Origin of the sequence: Ancrocorticia sp. (assembly GCF_052089425.1) — a bacterium.
Lineage (GTDB): Bacteria > Actinomycetota > Actinomycetes > Actinomycetales > Actinomycetaceae > Ancrocorticia.
In genome coordinates, this window is record NZ_JBQCZW010000012.1 from 34461 (window position 1) to 56464 (window position 22004).

The following is a 22004-nucleotide window of genomic DNA, read 5'->3' on the forward strand; positions in this document are numbered from 1 at the left end:
TAGCAAGGTGAGAATTCTCTTTGCTGGTACACCAGAAACAGCCGTGCCCTCCCTGCGCCGGCTCGTGGCAGACGGGCACGATGTTGCCGCCGTGCTCACACGCGCCCCGGCACCCGCGGGCCGCAAGCATAAGCTCGTCCAATCCGCGGTGCACGATGCCGCCGAAGCCCTCGGCCTGCCCGTGATGACGCCGCGGACTCTCAAGGATGCGGAGGTTCAGGCGAACATCCGCGATGCGGCGGTAGAAGCAGTAGCTGTTGTGGCCTACGGGCTCATCATCCCAAAGCCCCTGTTGGACATCGAGTGGATTAACCTTCACTTCTCCCTGCTTCCGGCGTGGCGCGGAGCTGCCCCCGTCCAATATTCACTCTGGCACGGCGATGAGATAACCGGCGCCTCCACCTTCCGCATCGAGGAGGGACTGGATACCGGCCCCGTGTACGGCACTCTCACCGAGGAGATCCGCCCAGGCGATACGTCCGGAGAGCTCCTCGCCCGGCTATCTACCTCCGGTGCGGAGCTACTATCGCGAACGTTCGCGCTGGTGGAAGCCGGCGATGCAACCCCGCAACCCCAGAGCGGGGCATCAACATACGCCCCGATGATTCACCCACGTGACGCGCAGGTGGATTGGACCCATCCGGCGGTGGCGATTGATCGCCAGATCCGCGCCCACACTCCAGATCCCGGCCCATGGACGGTGCTTGAGGGCGCACGCGTTAAGCTTGGACCCGTCACTCTTGCCCCCGAAATAGCGGATTTGGCCCCGGGGCAGATTCGCGACGGTTTAGTGGGAACGGGAAGCCACGCCGTGGCGCTGGGTGCCGTTGCCCCGGCAGGCAAGCGGGCGATGCCCGCCGCAGATTGGTTGCGCGGAGCGCGGCTCGCAGAGGGAACACGATTTGGAGAGAAGGCTTAATGGACAACTCAGGGTGGCGCCCGCGGCGCGATCAATCAGATCCGGCGCGGCTTGTAGCCTACGATGTGCTACGCGCCGTTCATGAGGATGGGGCCTACGCGAACCTCGCGCTGCCACAGCTCCTGCGTCGCTCTCATCTGAGCGGACGCGATGCTGCCTTCGCCACGAACCTGACCTATGGGACCCTTCGCCTTGAGGGCCGGTGGGACGCGATCATCTCCCGCTGCACGCAGGGCCGCAAGCTAGAAGATGTAGATCCTGAGATTCTGGACATCCTACGGCTCGGCACGCATCAACTTCTGGCGCTCGACACTCCCGCGCACGCGGCGCTCTACGAGATGGTCACCCTCACGCGCAACGAACTCAGCCAGAACCGTGGCGGCTTCGTGAACGCCGTGCTACGCCGCGTTGATGAGAAGGCGGATCGCTGGGAAGAGATTATCCGCGCCAGCTCTGCCTCCGAAGCTGCATTCCTTGCCACGTGGAACTCTCATCCACGCTGGATTGTGGAGGAATTCGAGCAGTCTCTGGAACGCAATGGCCGGAAGGCCACAGATGTCCAAACTGTTCTTGAGGCCAACAACACTCCGCCCAAGGTGGCGCTCGTGGCCCGCGACGTCACGAAGCGCCAGCTTCGCCGCGCCGTGATATCGGAGGGCCTGCCCTTCAGCCAGCCTGCCCTCATGCCAGAGGCGCTTCTCCTAGATTCTGGGGATCCACACCACCTCCGGATGGTGCAAACTGGCGCGGCGGGCGTCCAGGATGAGGGCTCGCAGCTCATCGCCGCCATCCTTGCCGAAGCCCCTATTGAGGGCCCAGATCGCCTGTGGCTGGACATGTGTGCTGGTCCTGGAGGGAAAACGGCCACGCTCGCCTCATACGCGGTGGAGCGGGACGTCCGCATTCACGCCAACGAACCTCACGAGCACCGCCTAGATCTTGTGGCCAGCGCCGTGGATCCCTTCGCGGACATTGTGGATCTCAGGCTCGGCTCCGGCGAATCGATCGGGGCAGAAGAACCTGAAAGCTACGATCGTATCCTCGTGGACGCCCCGTGTAGCGGATTGGGATCGCTGCGCCGCCGCCCCGAATCGCGGTGGACGAAGCGCCCAGAGGACCCCGCTGAACTAGCCACGCTCCAGCTCGCACTGCTCACCTCCGCCTTCGCTGCACTGCGTCCCGGCGGCGTTCTCGTCTACTCCACGTGTACTCCAGTGCTCACCGAAACCCGCGCCGTCATTGAGAAATTCTTGGCGCAAACACCTCAGGCCGCACTGCGTGATCCGGCACCCGTTGCCAGTGACGTGGCCCTGCGCCGCGTCGAAAGCCACGACGCCATGATCCAACTGTGGCCCGATACGGACCAAAGTGATGCGATGTTCATCGCGATGTTGAGTAAGATGGCGTCATGACCGCACTGATTTCTCCTTCAATCCTCAATTGCGATTTCACCCACCTCGCCGATGAGATGGATAAGATCTCGAGCGCCGATTACGCCCATATTGACATCATGGACAATCATTTTGTCCCCAATCTGGCTCTCGGCGCTCCCATCGCGGAGGCCGCGATCAAGGCATCGTCGGTCCCATGCGATGCTCACCTCATGATTGAGCAGCCTGATCGCTGGGCTCCGGTATACGCGGAAATGGGCTTTGCATCCGTCACGTTCCACGCCGAGGCCGCCATGGCTCCGGTGAAGCTGGCCCGCGAACTGCGTGCCATGAAGGTGCGCGCCAGCCTAGCGCTACGCCCGGGAACGCCGATTGAGCCCTACATCGATCTGTTGGGTGAATTCGATCAGATCCTCGTCATGACCGTGGAGCCAGGATTCGGCGGCCAGTCGTTCTTGGATCTGACGCTGCCGAAGATCACCCGCACCCGCAAGGCGATTGAAGATGCCGGGTTGGACGTGTGGATCCAGGTGGACGGGGGAGTGTCCCGGGAAACCATCGAGCGCGCAGCGGCGGCTGGCGCCAACAACTTCGTGGCCGGTTCGGCCGTGTTCAAGGCTGAGGATGCCTACGCCGAAATCACCGAGCTTCGCCGCCTCGCCAGCGCACACATGTAGCTCAAGCTCACACAAGCGCTGCTCTCGCGTGCCAGTACAATAAGTGGTGCCCCACATGCTTCCATGAGGAACCCTTGCGGGGAGTCCATTTCGGAGCAGTAAGCTAATGAGCGCCCTAGCGCAATACAAAGTTCTTCCACAGATTTCCAGCGGATCCGCCATGGCGCTGGCGGTGGCTGCACGCGCACCCTACGCCATGATCCCGCTTGGTACGATGACGGCCGTGACAGCGTCAACGGGAAGCGTAGCCACCGGTGGCCTTGCTACCGCGTTCACGTCCATCGCACTGGCCGTCGCCTCACCGCTCATTGGGCGCTGGGCCGATCACGCGGGTCAACGCTTCGTGCTGTCCCTGCTGACGCCGATCAACGCACTGTCCCTCCTTCTACTGGTGTACACGAGCGCCACGGGTACCGAGGGTACGCTTCTGTGGCTCGCCTGCCTGTTGGCCGGGGGAACATCACTTCCGATCGGGTCCTTCACGCGCGCACGGTGGGTGGCCATGGTGGGCAACAATCGCCAGCTGAGCGCCGCGCTTTCCTACGAATCCACGGTAGATGAACTCGTGTTTGTGTTGGGCCCGGCACTGGTGGGCGTTGCCGCCTCCGCAGCGATTCCCGTGGCCCCACTCATTGTGGCCGCTGCCCTCGTGATCGTTGCCGGTATCCCGTTCGCACTGACGGCGCCTACGCGCCTTGATCCGATGGAAGCACACACAACCCGCCCCTCCATTGTCAGCATTCTGGCGGCCGTGGCTCCAGCCATCGGCATCATGATGTGCATTGGTGCGTTCTTCGGTTCCGTCCAGACGGCCACCACGGAACGTGCCCTCGAACTGGGTTCACCCTCCGTGGCTGGGCTCGTGTACGCCGTCATGGGTATCGGATCTGCCGTGATGGCCCTGATGGCCGTGGCCATCCCAGAATCGGTTCGCACCTCCACGCGTGTGCTTGTTGGCGGGCTGGGCATGATGGTTTTTATTGTGACGACGACGGCGGCCTCCGGCTCCCTCATCCTCACAGCAGCGGGGCTGCTGATCACGGGCCTATTCGTTGGTCCCACCATGGTGACGGCGTTCTCCGTGACGGAGAAGCTGGCACCAAGTGGCGGCACAGGGGTGGCGATGACCTCCATGCAATCGGCCATTACGATCGGCGTTTCTGTGGGATCTAGCGTTGGCGGAGGCCTTGCGGCCACCGGCGCCGGCCACTCGTATCTTTTCGCTGGTGGTGCTGGCCTTATCATCATCGCCATCGGCGTTGCTCTGCGCGTTGCGGGCAATGTGCGGCGGGAAAGAACGTCGTCGTCGTCAAAATTCCTGTAGTGAACATCACAAGGTTCCATTACTCTAGGGTCTATGGCGAAAAAGAAGAAGACCCCGAAAATGAACAAGGATCTCTACGAAGCGGAACTTCAGCGCCTCCAGACTGAACTGGTGGCAATGCAGGAGTGGGTGAAGGCAACCGGTGCCCGTGTTGTGGTGATCTTCGAGGGCCGCGATGCTGCCGGCAAGGGTGGCGCAATCAAGCGAATCACCGAATACCTCAACCCCCGTATCGCCCGCGTGGTCGCGCTTCCCACACCAACCGAGCGGCAGAAGACTCAATGGTACTTCCAGCGCTACGTTGAACACCTTCCGGCCGCTGGCGAAATTCGGCTGTTTGACCGCTCGTGGTACAACCGCGGGGGAGTTGAGCGCGTGATGGGTTACTGCACTCCGGAGGAACATCGGCGTTTCCTGGCTCAGGCGCCCATCTTCGAGCGGATGCTCGTGGAGGACGGGGTCATTCTGCTCAAGTACTGGTTCTCGGTATCCGATAAGGAGCAGCTGAAGCGATTCAAGTCGCGTATGACGGACCCGATGCGGCGTTGGAAGCTTTCTCCAACCGATCTGGAGTCCATCACTCGGTGGGAGGATTATTCACGCGCGAAGGACGAAATGTTCGTCCACACGGACATCACAGAGGCTCCGTGGCACGTGGTGGAATCCGAGGATAAGCGCAAGGCGCGTATCAACATGATCCATCACTTCCTCTCTCAGATTCCCTATGAGCACATCGCACCACCGGAGCTCACGTTCCCCAAGCGTCCAAAATCCACCGGTTACCAGCGCACGTCCCGCACCCTTCAGCATGAAGTCCCCGATTACGCCGGGAGCATCAGCGCAGAGGCGATCACCGAAAAGTATGTGGATCGCGAGGACGAGGGATTCGGGAAGACTCCAGATGACGTGGAAGAAGCGGCGTCCACTGAGTGAACACATGGTTTCTCGCCCGTTTATGTGTGTGCATAATTATTGAATCACTTGCATAACTGTAGCGAGGAACCATGAGTGGAATACGCGGCCAACTGACCCGGCGCAGGATGCCTGCGGGCGTCACCACCGAGGGGTGTCCGGACTCCATCGTTCAAGTGGAGGTAGAAGAGGACGATCGTCCAGCGCTCAAGCGCTCGATGTCCACACTCCAGCTCACCATGATCGGTGTGGGCGGAACGGTGGGAACCGGAATCTTCTTCATCCTCTCCGAGGCGGTGCCGGAAGCTGGGCCAGCCGTGCTGGTGTCCTTCCTTATCGCAGCTGCGGTGGCGGGGCTCACTGTGCTGTGCTACGCAGAGCTCGCCTCCACCATTCCATCATCGGGATCGTCCTACTCCTATACCTACGCGACGATGGGGGAGCTGGCCGCTTTCGGGGTGGGTGCCTGCCTCATCTTGGAGTATGGGGTTTCCGCGGCCGCCGTTGCCGTGGGGTGGTCCGAATACCTCAACCTGTTGCTGGATAACCTGTTTGGCATTCGGTTCCCAGCGGAATTGTCTGCTGCTCCAGATGCCGGCGGGGTGATCAACCTTCCGGCCGTCATTCTGGTGCTCATGTGCATGGCTCTGCTTATGCGCGGGGCCTCCGAATCTGCACGAGCGAATGCCCTCATGGTGTTTATCAAGGTGGGCGTGCTCGGTGTATTCGCGGCAATCGCGTTCACCGGCTTTAACGCCGATCACTTCGCGAACTTCGCTCCTGAAGGCTTCCGCGGCATTTCGATTGCCGCAGGTTCGCTGTTCTTCTCGTTCATCGGATTGGACGCGGTGGCAACCACGGGTGACGAGGTCAAAGATCCGAAGAAGACCATTCCACGTGCACTCATCTTTGCCCTCGGCATCGTCACGGCCGTCTACCTGATCGTGGCGCTGGCGGCGCTCGGGGCACAGGCTCCAGGCGATTTCGAGGGTCAGGAAGCTAGCCTGGCCTCGATCGTTCAGGGCGTGGTGGGCTCTACGTGGCCAGGAACCCTTCTTGCTGTTGGTGCCGTGATCTCCATCTTCTCGGTCACCCTGATCTGCATGTACGGCCAAACGCGCATCCTCTACTCCATGGGGCGCGACGGGCTGGTGCCCTCCGTGTTTGCCAAGGTCTCGCCCAAGCGCAACGTGCCGCTGATCAACACATTCATCGTGTCCGGAGCGGTGGCCACCTTAGCTGGGATGCTGCCGCTTGGGATTCTTGCGGATATGACGAGTATCGGGACGCTGGCGGCATTTGGCCTTGTGTCCATTGGCGTGATGGTGCTGCGCAAGACTGCACCCGATATGCACCGCGGATTCAAGGTGCCGGGGTATCCCGTGACGCCGGTGCTTTCGGTGGCCGCCTGTATCTACGTGATTTCGGGCCTGCACATCGCCACGCTGCAATCCTTCGCCGTGTGGATGGCGATTGCCCTCACATTCTATTTCCTGTGGAGCCGCAAGCATTCAGAACTGGCTAGGCTTCAACGGGAAGCCGAGTATCTACATTAGGAGAGTCATGTCCAAAATTGCCCTCGTGCGCAAACCAAGCCCGAATCTCAACGATGGGATCGTAGATCACATCGAACGGGTAGCGGTTGATGTTCCCCTCGCGCTTAGGCAGTGGGAAGGGTACGTTGCGGCGCTTGAAAGTGCAGGTTGGCAAACCCGACAAGTGGAATCCGTGGACGAATGCCCGGACGGCGTTTTCATTGAAGATTCCGTTGTGGTGTTCAAGAACGTGGCCGTTTCCAGCCATCCCGGTGCACAGATCCGGCGCGGTGAGGTTGCAAGCACGCGTACGGTTGCCCGCGAACTGGGCTGTTCGCTCAACCAGATCACCGCGCCCGGCACTCTCGATGGCGGCGACATTCTCAAGGTGGGGAACACCGTGTTCGTGGGCCGCGGAGGCCGGACAAATGGCGAGGGCATCAATCAGCTCCGCCGGATTCTCACGCCGTTGGGCGCGAAGGTTGTGGGCGTGCCTGTCACCAAGGTTCTCCACTTGAAGACGGCCGTGACGGCGCTTCCCGATGGCACGGTGATCGGATATCCGGACTTCGTGGACGATCCGAGCCTTTTTGAACGATTCCTGCCTGTCCCCGAGCCACACGGCACAGCAGTCGTGTGCCTGTCCGATTCTCACGTGCTCATGTCCGCCTCCGCGCCGGACACCGCGGCGCTCTTGGAAAGCGTGGGTTACACTGTCACCACCGTTGAGATCACCGAATTCGAAAAGCTTGAAGGGTGCGTGACGTGCCTATCCGTTCGAATGCGAGAACTAGCTCAGTAATCACCATGTGCTAGCCGAGTATCCACCACACACGAAAGGCCCGGCATGTCAGATCAGGTATACCTGTACTTAGCCCTCATCATTTACTTTGGCGGATTGCTGATTATCGGCTATCGCGCTTTCAAACAGACGTCCGATCACGAAGACTACATGCTGGGAGGCAGAGGCCTTCCACCGTGGGTGGCGGCGCTGAGCGCTGGCGCATCCGACATGTCCGGCTGGCTCATCATGGGCCTTCCCGGTGCCATCTTTGCCACGGGCCTCATTGAATCGTGGATCGCCATTGGGCTATTGCTCGGGGCATACCTCAACTGGAAGATCGTGGCGCCACGCCTGCGCGCCTACACGGAGGTGGCCAACAACTCCATTACGGTTCCGAGCTTCTTCGAGAACAGGTTGCGGGACAAGTCCCATATTCTGCGCATCGTTTCCGCCATCATCATCCTCGTGTTCTTTACGCTGTACGTCTCCTCCGGAATGGTGGCTGGCGGCGTCTTCTTCGAAGAATCCTTCAACATGGACTACATGTGGGGCATGCTGCTAGTTGTGGCGGTGACGTTGGCCTACACGCTCTTCGGCGGATTCCTCGGGGCATCGTTTACCGATGTGGTGCAGGGCCTGATGATGGTGATTGCACTCGTGATCGTGCCGGTTGCCGCGGTATTTGCCGTTGGTGGCATTGGCGAAACCGCTCACGAGGTGCAAACCCTCCAGCCAGGCAACCTGTCCTTTATCGGGTCCGGCCAATTCTCCGGTGGAGCCGCGGCCTTCGTTATCATCTCGGGACTGGCGTGGGGCTTGGGCTACTTTGGCCAGCCACACATCGTTGTGCGCTTCATGGCGCTGCGTAATGCTGGCGAGGCCAAGAGCGCCCGCCGGATTGGCGTGACGTGGCAGTTCATCTCCCTAGCGGGCGCAGTTCTCTCCGGTCTGATCGGCATTGCCTTCTTTGCTCAGCGTGGGGAAGTGCTGGCAAACCCAGAAACCGTGATCCTGCGGATGTCCACTGTGCTTCTTCACCCGTTCATCGCGGGGCTCGTGCTCTCGGCCGTGCTGGCCGCCATCATGAGTACCTTCTCCAGCCAGCTCATCGTGTGCTCCTCGGCCCTTGTTGAGGACCTCTATCGCGTCATGAAGAAGACTCCGCCCAGCGAGCGCACGCTCGTGCTACTTGGCCGCGGGGCGGTTCTCGTGGTGGCGATTATTGCTATGGCGCTGGCCGTCAACCCGAACGATACGATTCTGGGACTCGTGAGCTTCGCGTGGGCGGGCTTTGGAGCTTCCTTCGGGCCGCTTATTCTGCTGAGTCTGTACTGGCGCAAGCTCACCGTGGCTGGCGCGGTATCCGGGATGATCACCGGCGCCATCACGGTGTTCGTATGGTCCGCGCTGGATACCCCGCTCTATGAGCTCCTGCCCGCGTTCTTCGTGCACCTGATAGTCGCGGTGGTGGTGAGCCTTGCCACCTACAAGGAAGATCCCCACATCCAAGCGGAGTTTTCGGCTTCGGAAGAAGTGGTTAATTCCTTTAAGTGAAAGCCTTAGAATCGTTGAGGACTAACCGCTGGAGAAGCGAAAGGAGCTTCCATGAACACGTTCACGTCATTTGACGGGTTCGAATTGCCGGTCCTCGGGTTCGGCACCTACAAGCTCAAGGGCGATTCAGGTGCGGACGCGGTGGCTGGCGCTATCGCCAAGGGATACACCCTGCTCGATTCGGCCTTCAACTACGAAAATGAAGGCAGCGTTGCCGAAGGCGTTCGCAGGTCAGGGGCATCGCGCGATCAGATCATTTACACCTCCAAGCTACCGGGGCGTCATCAGGCATATGAGGATGCCAAGGTCACCATTGAGGAGTCTTTGGCCCGCACCGGGTTCGATTATCTTGATCTGTACCTGATCCACTGGCCGAACCCGAACGTTGGCAAGTACGTCGAGGCATGGCAAGCCATGATCGATGCCAAGGAACGTGGTCTCATCAAGCACATCGGCGTGTGTAACTTCTTGCCAGAGCATCTGGAAACGCTCAAGGATAAGACAGGCGTGCTACCCGAAGTGAACCAGATTGAACTTCACCCCTATTTCCCGCAGGTGGAGCAGCTGGCATACGATCAGGCCAACGGCATCATCACCGAGGCGTGGAGCCCGCTTCGCCGCGGGGATCTCTTGAGCGATCCAGTGATCACTGATATCGCGGCAGCCCACCAGGTAAGCGCCGGTCAGGTTGTTTTGGCGTGGCACATCGCCCGCGATGTGTTGGCCATTCCGAAGGCTGCCTCGCCCGAGAGGCAAAGCGAAAACCTCGGCGCGCTTGATCTGGCGCTGGATCCGGGTGAAGTTGAGGCCATCACGGCGCTCGGCCGCGCCGATGGGCGTATCAACGCCCAGGATCCGGCCGTGTATGAGGAGTTCTAGCACGCGGGGAAATCACTAGTTCACCCGTTTGTGGATCGTGGGTGAGCCAGGTTGCTACATCAAAGTCCTCAGCGATAGCGGCTGGAGTAAGCGCCGTTTCCGGCGTACCTGTCCGCTGTATCCGCCCGTTGCGCATCACCACAACACGGTGAGCGTAGCGGGCGGCCTGCGTCAGATCGTGTAGGACCATGATCACTGTCAGGCCCGTGCGCTCATTGAGGGCTCCCACCAACTCCAGAATGTCTATCTGGTGGGCGATGTCCAAGTATGTGGTGGGCTCGTCCAGCAGCAGAACCTCGGGTTCTTGGACGAGTGCCGCTGCCAGCCACACCCGCTGGCGTTCTCCGCCGGAAAGCGTGGAGAGCAAGCGATCCGCGAGCGGCGCGATACCAGCTTGGGTCATGGCATCATCTACTGCGTGTTGGGCGCGTGGGCCGCGCCAGGAGTGGCGTGCATAGCGTCCGTAGGAGACGAGGCGCGCCACCGTCAGTCCCTCGGGAATGGGGCTGGCCTGCCACAGCACAGCCATCTTCTTCGCGATGTCGCGTGGCCGCATGGCCGGAACCGATTGTCCATCCAGAAGCACTGTTCCTGAATCGAGTGGTGAAGCTCCAGTGAGCGCCCGGATCAACGTGGTTTTGCCGCATCCGTTGGGTCCGAGGATCGCATGGATCTTTCCGCTTTCGAAATCGGCGCTGACGCCGTGAAGAATCTCTTTGTGCCCCAAGGAAAGCCGGATATCGCGTGCCTGTAGCATCACATCGCCTTTCTCAGGAAGTAGAGGAAGAACGGCACACCGAGAATCGCCATACAGATCCCCACAGGGATCTCCGTGGGGCTGAACAGCGTTCGGGCGATCGTATCGGAAAAGATGACGAGCCCCGCCCCGCACAGCGCAGTAGCAGGGGTGAGGAGGGCGTGATTGTTGCCGAGAACCAGCCGCATGAGGTGGGGAACGATGAGGCCCACGAATCCCAGGAGGCCAACGGCGGATACGGCGCCCGCGGCCAGCATCGCCGCCACCGCCGTGAGGAACAGCCGATTCGCCTGAACACTCATTCCCATCGAACGCGCCACATCGTCGCCCAAAACGATCAGGTTCAGGCGCCGTGAGCTCAGGAGAGCGGCCACGATGCCGATCACCGCGTAGGGCAGAAGCATGTTCACTTCGTTCCAGCCCCGCAGGGAAAGGCTGCCGTTCATGAACAGCAGCGCGCCTTGAACTCGATCGGAGAAGAACACCATGACGGCGGAGATCCCAGCCCCGCACAAGGCAGAAACCGCCACGCCAGCGAGGATCACCCGCATCGGCTGCACCCCACCGCGCCATGCCAACGAGTAGATGACGATGGCGGCCAGCATCGCACCGCAGAAAGCGAACAGCGGAACGGAGCTGTAGAGCGCCGGGAACGCCAGCAGAATGACAATCCCGAACAGTCCGGCTCCGGAAGAGATGCCGATAATGCCAGGGTCCGCCAGCGGATTCATCATGACGGCCTGCAGGATGAGGCCGGAGATCGCAAGGCACATTCCCACGAGTCCGCCAAGCACCACGCGGGGGAGCCGCAAGTTCCAGACCACCCGGTCTTCGCCACCCCCGAAGATGCCGCTGAGCACTTCGGAAGGGGAGAGGGACACGGATCCGCTGCTCAAGCCGAACAGCACGGAGCCGATAAGGGCGGCGATGAGAACGATGAAAACACCAACGGTGTAGCGCCTCGTGTGCATCACGGGGCGACTGGTTCCCCGTAGGTCTCAGGGTGCAGCGATGCGGCAAGGTACTCGAACGCCAGCGCGTAATCGGGGCCGGCGTTATACAGGAAGTACTCCTGCGGAAGATAGATGACCCGGCCTTCCTTCACCGCGTCAACGGACTGCCACGCCGCATTCTTTTCGAACTCTGCCTCCATCACTTCGCGGGAGCGTTCCGGATCGGTGAAACGCCCAGTCACCAGCACGTATTCGGGCTGTTGCTTGACGATCTCTTCGAGGTCCAGCACGGCGGAATCCGAACCCTGATGAGGTAGGCCGGAGGCAATGTTGGTCACTCCCAGTTCGCTCAGCATGGCACCGGCGATCGAGTTATCGAGCTTGACCGAAAGGGACTTCTCGCTTTGGAAGAGAATCACCGCCGATTCGCCAGATTCTCCGGGCCACTGCGCCGTAACGGCGTCCGTTTCTTCGTGAATCTGGGACACCCGCTCATCGGCCACATCCGATGTGCCGTTCAGTGCACCGAAGATGTCATAGACGGCGTCCAGATCGCTCAGATCATTAGTTCGCACAGTCAGTGTCCGAAAGCCCAGCTCCTGAAGCTGAGAGGAGAGAGTGTCCTGCATACCGAACATCGTAATCACTAGGTCAGGATCCAGCTCAACCAGCTTTTCCGCGTCCACGCTGAATGGCTCGCCCAGCATGGGAAGTGCCTCAATCTCCGCCTTGTAGTCTTCGCTCACGTGAACGTTTTCGGAGATGTTGGAGGTGGCAATCGCCGTACCGGACACGTCATACCAGAGGTTCAACGGTGTGCCGGACAGGATGGCCACCTTCTGTGGCGCCTCCTCGAACGTTTCCTCGTGTCCCGTCCAGTCCGTTACCGTCATAGGAAACGTGTCAGAGGAAACTCCGGGCTCGGTTGTCGCGTGCGTACTGGGAGCCGATGAGGCCGGTGCGGTAGGCTCACTGGCCCCCGATGCGCCACAGCCAGCCAGTGCGAGTATTGCGGCGGCGAAAGTTAGCGACACCCGTCGAACGAACCGAGGGCGTGATCCCATGAGAATGTCCTTTACCAAAGAAGTAGTGGCCAATTGGCCACGCCAATAATATAGCGACACACAAGAGCCGCTCTGGGCCCTATGGTACTCGCACTTGAAAGGCTCGCGAGAACCGGCGATACTTGTCACGAACACAATGTGCTCCGGGGTCAGTGAAAATCTGAACCGGCGGTGATAGTCCGCGACCCACGTAAGTGGCTGATGAGGTGAAATTCCTCGACCGACGGTTAAAGTCCGGATGGGAGGCGCACTCGGTTCGGCGTACCCATGTGCGCCTGCCGGTCTCTTTCCCCGTGGCGTGAGGAAAGAGGACGAGACACTTTGTCACGAACAAAGTCGCATTCGCGATGGTTACCGGCAGTCGCCTTCGGCGCTGTTTTTGTGGCGCTCTGGTGGGCGCTCACAACATCGGGCATCGTCGCACCAACGTTTCTCCCCACTCCTCAATCGGCGCTCGCTCGCATGTTTTCGGGACTCACCGAAGGCTACTTGAGCCAAGCACTGATCGTCACGGTGCAAGAGGCATTACTCGGTTGCCTTTTTGCGGCGCTCGTGGGGATTCCCTTGGGCTACGCGATCGGCAAATCGAAGCTGTTTGCCAGTATCGTCCAGCCCTATGTTGCCGCATCCCAGGCAATCCCAGCGGTGGCGATCGCCCCCTTGCTCACGATCTGGATCGGCTACGGCCTATCCTCGATCATCGTGCTGTGCACGATCATGGTGATCTTTCCGGTGATCGTTTCTACATCCGTTGGGGTCCGTCACATCGATAAGGATGTTATCGGGGCGGCCCGCCTAGACGGCGCGGGAGGGCTGACGCTGTTTCGCACGATGGAGCTTCCGTTGGCCGCTCCCGGCATCCTCGCGGGGATGCGTACTGGTTTCACGCTGTCCATCACCGGCGCTGTTGTGGGAGAAATGATAATTGGTGGGCATGGGCTTGGAATGATCTTGCTCAGCGCGCAGGGGGCCGGGGATATTCGTGGCATGTTTGCCGCGATCATTCTGTTGGCAACCAGCGCCATGATCATCTACGGGCTCATCTCGCTCCTCGAGTGGCGCGTCAATCGCGAGGTCAAAGATCGTCGGCCGCGCCCTCACTCGTTGATGAAGAAGGAATCATGAAACGGATACTCGCAACACTAGCGGCAGCTTCACTCGCACTGGCGGGATGCTCCTCGCCCGACAACTCGATCACACTTGGACTCACGTTCATCCCGAACGTCCAGTTCGCACCAATCTACGTTGCCGAACATGAGGGCTATTTTGAGGATGCAGGCTTAGATGTGGAGATTCGCCATCACGGCTCCCAAGAATCGCTGCTGGGCGCAGTCCAGTCTGGTGAGGAAGATATCGTGTTTGCTGGCGGAGATGAGATGCTTCAGGGCCGCGCCGCCGGCACTGATATCGTCAATTGGGCCACGATGTACCAGCAGTATCCGGTGACCCTTCTGGTTCCCGCTGATTCCGATATTGAATCGCCCGCAGATCTTGGGGGGCGCACAGTGGGCCTTCCGGGCCCCTACGGTGAAAACTACTTCGGGCTTCTCGCGATGTTGAGGGACACGGGCTTGGACGATTCTGATGTGGACGTCCAGTACGTGGGTTACACGCAGGCCGCAGCCCTGTCTAGCGGGGATGTTGACGCCATCATCGGCTTTTCGAACTCTGATTTGGTGAGTATCGCCGCCACGTTCGGTGCGGATATGGATGGAGATCCGGCGGAGTGGCCCGTACGTTCGATCGATCTGGTTGATGGTGATTTGCCGCTCGTGGGCGTTGGGCTCGGTTCACTTCAGGGCACGCTAGACGAACACAGTGAGGATTTCCAGAAGCTCCTTGGAGCCATCGAGAAGGGGGTGGAATTCTCGCAGGAAAACCCCGAGGAGACCTTGGATATCGTGGCCACCTACGTTCCCGATTTGGCTGAACCGGAAAACCGGCCGGCAGCCGCAGCCACGCTCCAGCACACTCTGGAGCTATACACCGGGGGAGAGCGGTTTGGGGCGCAGGATCCCGACGCGTGGAATGCGATGGCGGACTTCATGTGGGACAACGAGTTGTTGGAGGAGCAGGTTCCCGCCAGTGATGGCTTCGTGGATCTGAGTGCCGAGTAGTTTCAGGTAAAGTTGTTCTGGTGAAAACATTTGATGATCTGTTTGATGAACTGAGCCGCAAGGCCACCGAACGGCCCGAGGGATCCGGGACTGTTGAAGAGCTGGATGCCGGCGTCCATGCGATCGGCAAGAAGATCGTGGAAGAGGCCGGCGAAGTGTGGATTGCCGCCGAATACGAGAGTGATGAAGCACTTGCTGAGGAAGCCTCCCAGCTTCTCTACCATCTGCAGGTCATGCTCATTTCGCGTGGGCTCACGCTACAAGATGTTTACCGGTATCTCTAGCTCCAAGGAACACGTCATGCTCCGTATTGCTGTCCCCAATAAGGGGTCATTGTCCGAACCCGCCTCCCAGATGCTTCGCGAGGCGGGTTACCGCCAGCGCCGCGGCGGGCGCGAACTCGTTATGCGCGATGAGGCTAACCAGGTTGAATTCTTCTTCCTTCGCCCGCGAGATATCGCGGTGTACGTTGGATCGGGAACCGTGGATGCCGGAATCACCGGCCGTGACCTGTTGCTCGATTCTGGCGCGTTGGCCGTTGAGCATCGGGCGCTTGGCTTTGCCGGCTCAACGTTCCGATTCGCGGCGCCGATTGGCACGTGCAGCACTCTGGCCGACGTTGAGGGCAAGAGGATCGCCACCGCCTACGATGGCCTCGTGCGCCAGTATTTGGAGCGCAAGGGAGTGGTAGCCACGGTGGTGCACCTTGATGGCGCCGTGGAATCCTCAGTCGAGCTGGGCGTAGCAGATCTGATCGCTGACGTGGTGGAAACGGGAAGTACGCTGCGGGCCGCGGGACTGGAAGTGTTCGAGGAACCAATTCTTCGTTCCGAAGCTGTGCTCATTCGCCAAGACGGCCCCGTGCCCGATGGCCTGAACACGCTGACCCGCCGCCTCGAGGGAGTCCTTGTGGCGCGCCAGTACGTCATGATGGATTACGATTGCCAGTCCGAGGTTCTTGATCAGGCCGCCAAGATTACTCCCGGCCTTCAATCGCCCACCGTTTCTGCCCTCCATGAGGATGGCTGGGTGGCGGTGCGTTCCATGGTGCTGCAGAGCGAAACCAATCAGGTCATGGATTCTCTCTATGACTTGGGAGCTCGCGGCATCCTTGTCACGCCCATCTTGGCCTGCCGAATCTAGAAGAGCTCCGCTGCCGCGTATCCGGCCACACCGGCCGCGAGGAACGCCAGCGGATCTTCCCTCAGCCCACGCCCCATCGTGCGCAGCCCTACGGGGCTGTCGCTCAGGGTGCGGCTGAGTCCGGCAGTCGAAACATCGGCGCGGGCGAGCCTCTCGCAAGAAAACAGCTCGGATAGTTGGTGGTCCAGCAAGGCTCGCATCGGGGCGTCGATCAGGCCGGATAGCTCGTCTTGTTCTGCGAAATCCGGGACGGCGCAGGTGGCGGGGGAGAGCGCCACGCGGGTCAGGGCCGTCACCGAGTGATGGGACAACCCGACGTGGCGTTCTCTCGCATCTGCGTTAGACATCCGAAGAAGAGCAATGGCAGCTCCTTCAAGGGCGTTCACCGCGTTGACTGCCTCACCCACTCCCGTTCCTGAGAATCCCCATCTGGTGCCGGTTCCCAGATTTCCAGGCCCCTGAGTGATGATGGCAACGTCCGCCTCCCACACGATGCGAGCCGCCAGAAGAGCGGTATGAATGTTGACGGTCTCCAGCTCGCCGCCAAAGGCCTGACGCGCCGAGATGGTGCCAAGAATATGACCCAACTCAGTGAGCCGAGAACAAGCCTGCGAAAACCACACCGGAAGCGCCCCGCCGTCGTCCATAATGTAGGCGATCCGGGCATCCGGCTTCCTCGCACGAATCGCGGCCACAACGGCAGGGAGCGCCGAATGTAAATCGGCCACAACAACGGGCAGGCCCTCGATCGAATCGGCCTCCCGGAGCTGTTCGTGCCACGGGGATTCCTGCTCATCGGCGCCCATCGTCATGTACTGAAGCGGGGTGTAACGCGCCTTGACAATGTGGCCGGGCGCCGGCGGCGGATCTGCGGGCAGGCGCCCGGGAATGGCTACCACCATGAGGTATCCACCCGTCCCCAGCTTCTTGGCGGCGGCAGCCGCCGATAGCAGCACCTCGTCACCAACGCGCACCTGCCCAACCATTGGCGTGTAGGCCAGCGCCTTCGCTTCGGTTTCGCCATCGATTCGTACGCGGCACTCTTGCGCCCCACTCCACGCCTTGCCCAGAGAGAGAACGGTGCCTTTTCGCCACATCATCACACGAACAGTGTACCGTTCTGGCTAGAATGAGATTCGTGAGCTACACGCCGAATGAACGCCAATTAACGCTTCTCGAGTTCATCATGGTCCGCGAGCGCGTCTCGCGCGAGGACATTGTGGCATCAATCCCCGCCTACGCTGAAGGTTCGAAGGTCGCGGTACAACGCAAGGTTGAGCGAGATTTGGACCATCTGCGAGGATGCGGATACCCGATCGCCACAGATTCTGCGAACCGATACTTTTATGATCGGGGAGCGCCACTGCTGGCCAACGTGAGCGCCTTGGATGTGGGGCTGCTCCGCTCGATTCTCACCGGAATTCGCTCCTCTGGGCCTCTACTCAACGCGGCCAACAGTGGATTGAATAAGGTATTGGCGTTTTCTCCCGCCGAATCGGCCGAGCTGAAGTACCTTCAGGCAAACATTCCGGCTGGAGATTCGGCTCTCTTTCTCGCCCGCGCCATACAAAACCGGCAGCGAGTGAGTTTTCACTACGAAAGCACCAGCCGCGCCGGTAGCCGGACCTATGAGCTGGAGCCGGCGGCATTGGCCGAACACTTCGATGCGTACTTCGTCAGTGGCCCGGGGCGCGAACATACGGGTGCGCACATGTCGTGGCGCACCTTCCGCACCACGAGGATCGATGAATCCTCTCTGCACGTGACGGGACCCGCTACCTCGGCCGTGGCGGAGCCTACCGAATCCGTGTTTTCCTACACGGACGTCATCCTTGCGATCCGCCCGGGATGCGCTGGCCCGCTTGTTGGCCGTGGCCACGGCGTTCAACCCCCTGATGGTGCAGGCTGGCCGCACTACCTTTACCGTGAACTCAGCAGAAATCAGTTGTTCGAGACTCTGGCAACCTACGGGAAAGACGTTCGGATCGTTGCCCCAGAAGCGGCGGTGACGGAGTGGAACGCCAGATTGCATCATCTGGCCAGCTTGGGAGGCCACCATGGCTAACGTTCGTCAGGTGGTCCGCACCAATGCGATCCTCACCTACCTCTCTCACAAGGAAACGGCCACGCTGGGGCATCTGGCCGATCACTTTGATATGCGCACAGATGCGGTCCTCAAACTGCTGTGGGATGCGAATCTGGTTGAGGTAGTGGGGATGCCCATCCCGTTCGATCTGCAGTTGCCTGACCCGGAGGACGCGGGCCGCGATGCCGTGGTGGGATTCTCTGATATGGGGAGCGGGCACATCCCACCGCTGCCGCTCGGGCTGGATGAGGCGATTGTGCTTGTTGCCCTCATCGATCAGGTCCTTGAGGTGACGGCGCCCGGCCCGGCAAGCGAAGCGTTACGCGATCTGCGCATCAAACTAGCTGAGGCCGCCGAGGCGGCCGGTTTCGCCAGCGCCATGTGGCCGGAACCTGAATCGCCGATCGCTCCCACCACCCTGACAACGCTCACCGGCGCCATCGCGGACCACCGCCATCTGACAATCACCTATCACCGGCAGGGCAGCGATCTCCACGAGCGGGTAGATACGATTGACCTGATCCCGCTTGCCATCTCTACCGGAACCTCGCCCACGCTTCGTGCCGCCCGCGAGGTGAGTGGAAGGTTGGAGCTGCGGAACTATCGCTTAGACCGTATAAGTTCGGCAACGGCTGGCGAGGAGGTGGCACGGGGAACGTGGCGGGCCGCCAACGCACTGCCCGGCCAACCCACGTGGGTGCCGGATGGGCCAACGGTCACGCTCACACTCACGCGTGGGGCGAAGTGGGCGGCGGAAACACTTCCGGGAGCGGTCACCACCGAATCGGAAGGAATCCTCACGATGAGCCTTCCCATCACGAGCGAAGAATGGCTATTCTCGCTCCTCGCCCAATTAGGCGATACAGTGGTGGCCGTAGATCCGCCGGAGATTTCGGATCACATGGCAGCCCGCGCCAGAGCTTTAGAGGAGAACCAGTGAAAATCCTACTCATCATTCTTGTGACACTGGTTGTCCTTGCCTGTCTGGTTCTCTACGCGTTCTTTTCCGGCAGAGCGGTGTTTCGTTCTGGCAAACGGGCAATGACCATCGTGACGGACGCGGGCACTCATCTGGCCGAACCCTTTTCGCGGTATGAGCCACTGCCGGCCGATGATCCGATCGCCTCGCCGTTCCTTCCTGAGCGCCGCGCACAGGCCATCGCCGATCTTCGGCGTGTGGCGGCAGTGCGCGCCGTCAACCGGCGGGCGCGCCTAGAGCGTTCGACAGCTCGCTGGGCGGTGGGGATCAATCCCGATCGCTTTGATCTCCCGCGTGCCAGAGCGCGCTGGGAAGAACGGAAATAGTGCAGGTATTTGCTAACTATGCCGATAGATACCGCGCCCGCGGTATCATTCTTGACCCGTTTCAGGTAGAGGCCTGCGGGGCGCTTGATCGCGGCCACGATGTGCTGGTCTCAGCGCCCACGGGCTCTGGTAAAACCGTCGTGGCGCATTACGCCGTTGAGCTGGCGCTCGCCTCCAATCAGCGTTGCGTCTACACCGCCCCGATCAAAGCGCTGTCCAATCAGAAGTTTGCCGAACTCAAGGCGATGCTCGGGGATGAGGCGGTTGGCCTACTCACCGGGGATCTCTCGATCAATCGCAACGCTCCGATCCTTGTGGTCACCACGGAAGTTCTGCGCAACATGCTCTTCCACAGTGCACCGGAAATTGACGATGTGGGCTATGTGGTTCTCGATGAGGTCCACTACCTCGCCGATCCTGATCGCGGCCCCGTGTGGGAAGAAGTGATCCTATCGTTGCCCTCTCACGTGCGCCTCGTGTCCCTTTCCGCCACGGTTGCCAACACGGAAGAGGTAGCGGGCTGGATGCGATCGGTGCGCGGAACCACGGACCTCGTAGTGTCCGATGTGCGTCCGGTTCCGCTCGAACAGCACGTGGTACTTCGGAGCAAGCTGCTGCCCGTGTACGGCCCGGATGGCGAACCGTCCTCCTTTCTGCGCAATGCGTTGGCGCAACGCGGCCAGCGCGATTCGCGTGAGCATTCTCGGTTGGGGGATGCGGACCGCAGGCGCATCATCCGCCTGTTGGAGAAGCGGGACATGCTCCCAGCCATCGAATTCATCTTTTCCCGTAAGGGGTGCGATCTGGCTGTTACTGCCCTGAAGCGCCACGATGTGTGGCTGACCTCTGAGGCAGAGCAGCGCGAGATCCGCAAGCACGTGGATGCCGTGCGCGAAACGCTTTCGGAATCGGACCGCCGCGCCGTCCACTTCGAATCGGCGGCCAATGCTCTGCTGCGTGGATACGGCGCCCACCACGCCGGCATTCTCCCGGCACTGAAGTCTCTGACGGAACGTCTGATGGAAGCTGGCCTCCTGCGGATCGTCTACGCCACCGGTACTCTGGCGCTCGGCATCGATATGCCGGTTCGGACTGTCGTGCTTGAGGAACTCCAGCGCTGGAATGGCGAGGGCTTCACGGACCTCACGGCCACCGAGTACACCCAGCTGATCGGACGGGCAGGCAGGCGCGGCAAGGACAAGGTGGGCCACGGAGTAGTCATGGGGACAGAGGAACTGGACCCCTATGCTTTGGCCGATCTGGGATCCGGGCGCGTTGAGCCCCTGATGTCCGCCTTCCACCCCTCCTACAACACTGTGGTGAACTTACTCGCGGACCGCACCTATGACGATGCGCGTGCCATTATGGGACGGAGCTTCGCCCAGTACCAGCGCAACGCCGATCTGGCTGATATCGAAGGCCGCGCCGCGCGAATCCGCTCCCGGATCGCGCACGAGGAGCAAAACCTCAGCTGCAGTCACGGTGATCTGGTGGAATACCTCCGCCTGCGCGAAAATCTGGGCAGGGCCGCCAAGTCCGCCCGAAAGGCCGCCAAGCGCGAGTACCGTGAACGGATCATTGACACGTTCGATCGCGCGCAAACTGGAACGCTCTACGCCTTCGCTCGGGACAAGGAACTCGAATACGGGGTAGTGCTCTCCACAGATCGCGCGAATCTTCGCGTGCTGAACTGGTACGGAGAGGTCTACTGGCTCCGCGAGGATCAGCTCTCCTCTGAGTTGCGCGATGTGGAACCGTTCGCCATGCCGATGGGGCTCTCCCTGAAGAGCCGCGAAGTGCGCGATGACATCGCCGATTCCCTATACGACGCGGTGTCCGAACGCGTGGAGCTGGGCGTTGATCGGGACCTCCTCGGGTCCTGGGCTCGCTTCGCACCGCCACGCGACCGCGCCTTCGTGGATCATCCCGTCAACGAATGCCCGGATCTGGCTCAGCACATGCGGGACGGCGAGGTTCTCCTTTCGCTCGATGCTCGCTTACGCGAGATGGTGGACTTGACGGAAAACTTTACGGATTCCGTGGGCAAGGATTTCGATCGAACCGCTGCGGTACTTCTGGAGTTGGGTATTTTGAAGGACGACGACGGCGTGACACTTGGCCGCGGCGCCACCACACTGTCGCATTTGCATGTGGACAATGACGTGCTGCTGTACGGCTGCCTTTCCCAACTCACTGAGGGGGAGCTGGACGGGCCGGCAATGGCCGGATGGGCCTCCATGTTCTTGGGTGAGGACAGGCTGGGTACGCGCCAGCCCACATGGGGGATACTCGGCCAGCTCGCCAATCGCGCCCGCCGCGAAGCGGATTTCCTCCGCGGGCTCGAACACCGGCACGAGATCGTTCGCACCGGGGAGGTCACGCCCGGCTGCGCCGATGTCTTTTCCGCGTGGTGTTCCGGAGCTACCCTCGAAGACTGCTTGGCCATGTCCCACATGGTGGCCGGAGATTTCATCAATGCCTCCCGCCGGGTCATTGACCTGCTCGGGCAGATCGTTGTGGCAGGCGAAGGTACGTGGATCGAGGACGTGGCCCGCGAGGCGCGCGACGGCATGCGCCGCAGCGAGCTGTTCTAACGAGTATCCT

General features: G+C 60.9%; 21 protein-coding genes and 1 riboswitch. Of the genes, 17 read left to right on the top strand and 4 right to left on the bottom strand.

Annotated elements, in window-relative coordinates; translation table 11 throughout:
* Positions 1-7 precede the first annotated feature (7 nt).
* The 9 genes from ACTHV6_RS05730 to ACTHV6_RS05770 all read left to right on the top strand — a co-directional run bounded on the left by ACTHV6_RS05730 (position 8) and on the right by ACTHV6_RS05770 (position 9975).
* Positions 8-919 carry a methionyl-tRNA formyltransferase gene (locus ACTHV6_RS05730; protein ID WP_441386322.1) on the top strand — a complete coding sequence of 304 codons (912 nt, stop codon included), beginning with the start codon at positions 8-10 and terminating at the stop codon, positions 917-919.
* Complete coding sequence (locus ACTHV6_RS05735; protein WP_441386323.1) at positions 919-2331, top strand: transcription antitermination factor NusB; 1413 nt, start codon at positions 919-921, stop codon at positions 2329-2331. Before ACTHV6_RS05730 ends, ACTHV6_RS05735 begins: the two co-directional genes overlap by 1 nt.
* Complete coding sequence (rpe, locus tag ACTHV6_RS05740; RefSeq protein ID WP_441386324.1) at positions 2328-2987, top strand: ribulose-phosphate 3-epimerase; 660 nt, start codon at positions 2328-2330, stop codon at positions 2985-2987. Before ACTHV6_RS05735 ends, rpe begins: the two co-directional genes overlap by 4 nt.
* Positions 2988-3093: 106 nt before the next feature.
* Positions 3094-4311: an MFS transporter gene (locus ACTHV6_RS05745; RefSeq protein WP_441386325.1), complete on the top strand. Its 1218-nt coding sequence runs from the start codon at positions 3094-3096 to the stop codon at positions 4309-4311.
* Positions 4312-4371: 60 nt separating this feature from the next.
* Positions 4372-5244 carry a polyphosphate kinase 2 gene (gene ppk2, locus ACTHV6_RS05750; RefSeq protein WP_441386348.1) on the top strand — a complete coding sequence of 291 codons (873 nt, stop codon included), beginning with the start codon at positions 4372-4374 and terminating at the stop codon, positions 5242-5244.
* Between the two features lie 71 nt (positions 5245-5315).
* Positions 5316-6779, top strand: coding sequence for an amino acid permease (locus ACTHV6_RS05755; RefSeq protein ID WP_441386326.1), 1464 nt, complete (start codon positions 5316-5318; stop codon positions 6777-6779).
* A gap of 7 nt (positions 6780-6786) precedes the next feature.
* Positions 6787-7560: a dimethylargininase gene (ddaH, locus tag ACTHV6_RS05760; protein ID WP_441386327.1), complete on the top strand. Its 774-nt coding sequence runs from the start codon at positions 6787-6789 to the stop codon at positions 7558-7560.
* Between the two features lie 45 nt (positions 7561-7605).
* A complete protein-coding gene (putP, locus tag ACTHV6_RS05765; protein WP_441386328.1) occupies positions 7606-9096 on the top strand; it encodes a sodium/proline symporter PutP in 1491 nt (496 codons plus the stop codon).
* Positions 9097-9147: 51 nt separating this feature from the next.
* Complete coding sequence (locus ACTHV6_RS05770) at positions 9148-9975, top strand: aldo/keto reductase (RefSeq protein WP_441386329.1); 828 nt, start codon at positions 9148-9150, stop codon at positions 9973-9975.
* On the opposite strand, the gene ACTHV6_RS05775 is transcribed toward ACTHV6_RS05770, so the two are convergent.
* From ACTHV6_RS05775 to ACTHV6_RS05785, 3 genes are read right to left on the bottom strand one after another with little or no spacing between them, the layout of a single operon-like run.
* Positions 9938-10732, bottom strand: a complete 795-nt coding sequence (locus tag ACTHV6_RS05775) for an ABC transporter ATP-binding protein (protein WP_441386330.1) — start codon at positions 10730-10732, stop codon at positions 9938-9940. The two genes, ACTHV6_RS05770 and ACTHV6_RS05775, sit on opposite strands and share 38 nt — an antisense overlap.
* Positions 10732-11703, bottom strand: a complete 972-nt coding sequence (locus ACTHV6_RS05780) for a FecCD family ABC transporter permease (protein WP_441386349.1) — start codon at positions 11701-11703, stop codon at positions 10732-10734. Before ACTHV6_RS05780 ends, ACTHV6_RS05775 begins: the two co-directional genes overlap by 1 nt.
* Complete coding sequence (locus tag ACTHV6_RS05785) at positions 11703-12578, bottom strand: ABC transporter substrate-binding protein (RefSeq protein WP_441386331.1); 876 nt, start codon at positions 12576-12578, stop codon at positions 11703-11705. Before ACTHV6_RS05785 ends, ACTHV6_RS05780 begins: the two co-directional genes overlap by 1 nt.
* A 306-nt stretch (positions 12579-12884) precedes the next feature.
* Positions 12885-13003, top strand: a riboswitch (FMN riboswitch).
* Positions 13004-13070: 67 nt separating this feature from the next.
* Between ACTHV6_RS05785 and ACTHV6_RS05790 the strand changes: the two genes are divergently transcribed.
* The 4 genes from ACTHV6_RS05790 to hisG are packed head-to-tail and all read left to right on the top strand — an operon-like array spanning position 13071 to position 16009.
* On the top strand, positions 13071-13874 hold the full coding sequence (locus ACTHV6_RS05790) for an ABC transporter permease (protein WP_441386332.1): 804 nt from the start codon (positions 13071-13073) through the stop codon (positions 13872-13874).
* Complete coding sequence (locus ACTHV6_RS05795; RefSeq protein WP_441386333.1) at positions 13871-14866, top strand: ABC transporter substrate-binding protein; 996 nt, start codon at positions 13871-13873, stop codon at positions 14864-14866. The genes ACTHV6_RS05790 and ACTHV6_RS05795 overlap by 4 nt, the downstream gene beginning before the upstream one ends.
* Before the next feature lie 20 nt (positions 14867-14886).
* Positions 14887-15150: a phosphoribosyl-ATP diphosphatase gene (locus ACTHV6_RS05800; protein WP_441386334.1), complete on the top strand. Its 264-nt coding sequence runs from the start codon at positions 14887-14889 to the stop codon at positions 15148-15150.
* Positions 15151-15166: 16 nt separating this feature from the next.
* The gene (gene hisG, locus ACTHV6_RS05805; RefSeq protein ID WP_441386335.1) at positions 15167-16009 is read left to right on the top strand and encodes an ATP phosphoribosyltransferase; all 843 of its coding nucleotides are present in this window, start codon (positions 15167-15169) and stop codon (positions 16007-16009) included.
* On the opposite strand, the gene ACTHV6_RS05810 is transcribed toward hisG, so the two are convergent.
* The gene (locus ACTHV6_RS05810) at positions 16006-17109 is read right to left on the bottom strand and encodes a DUF3866 family protein (protein ID WP_441386350.1); all 1104 of its coding nucleotides are present in this window, start codon (positions 17107-17109) and stop codon (positions 16006-16008) included. The two genes, hisG and ACTHV6_RS05810, sit on opposite strands and share 4 nt — an antisense overlap.
* 38 nt (positions 17110-17147) lie before the next feature.
* On the opposite strand from ACTHV6_RS05810, the gene ACTHV6_RS05815 reads away from it, so the two are divergent.
* From ACTHV6_RS05815 to ACTHV6_RS05830, 4 genes are read left to right on the top strand one after another with little or no spacing between them, the layout of a single operon-like run.
* A complete protein-coding gene (locus tag ACTHV6_RS05815) occupies positions 17148-18074 on the top strand; it encodes a helix-turn-helix transcriptional regulator (RefSeq protein WP_441386336.1) in 927 nt (308 codons plus the stop codon).
* Positions 18067-19035, top strand: a complete 969-nt coding sequence (locus ACTHV6_RS05820; protein ID WP_441386337.1) for a helix-turn-helix transcriptional regulator — start codon at positions 18067-18069, stop codon at positions 19033-19035. Before ACTHV6_RS05815 ends, ACTHV6_RS05820 begins: the two co-directional genes overlap by 8 nt.
* Positions 19032-19400: a hypothetical protein gene (locus tag ACTHV6_RS05825; RefSeq protein ID WP_441386338.1), complete on the top strand. Its 369-nt coding sequence runs from the start codon at positions 19032-19034 to the stop codon at positions 19398-19400. The genes ACTHV6_RS05820 and ACTHV6_RS05825 overlap by 4 nt, the downstream gene beginning before the upstream one ends.
* Positions 19400-21994: a DEAD/DEAH box helicase gene (locus ACTHV6_RS05830; protein WP_441386339.1), complete on the top strand. Its 2595-nt coding sequence runs from the start codon at positions 19400-19402 to the stop codon at positions 21992-21994. The genes ACTHV6_RS05825 and ACTHV6_RS05830 overlap by 1 nt, the downstream gene beginning before the upstream one ends.
* Positions 21995-22004: the final 10 nt, after the last annotated feature.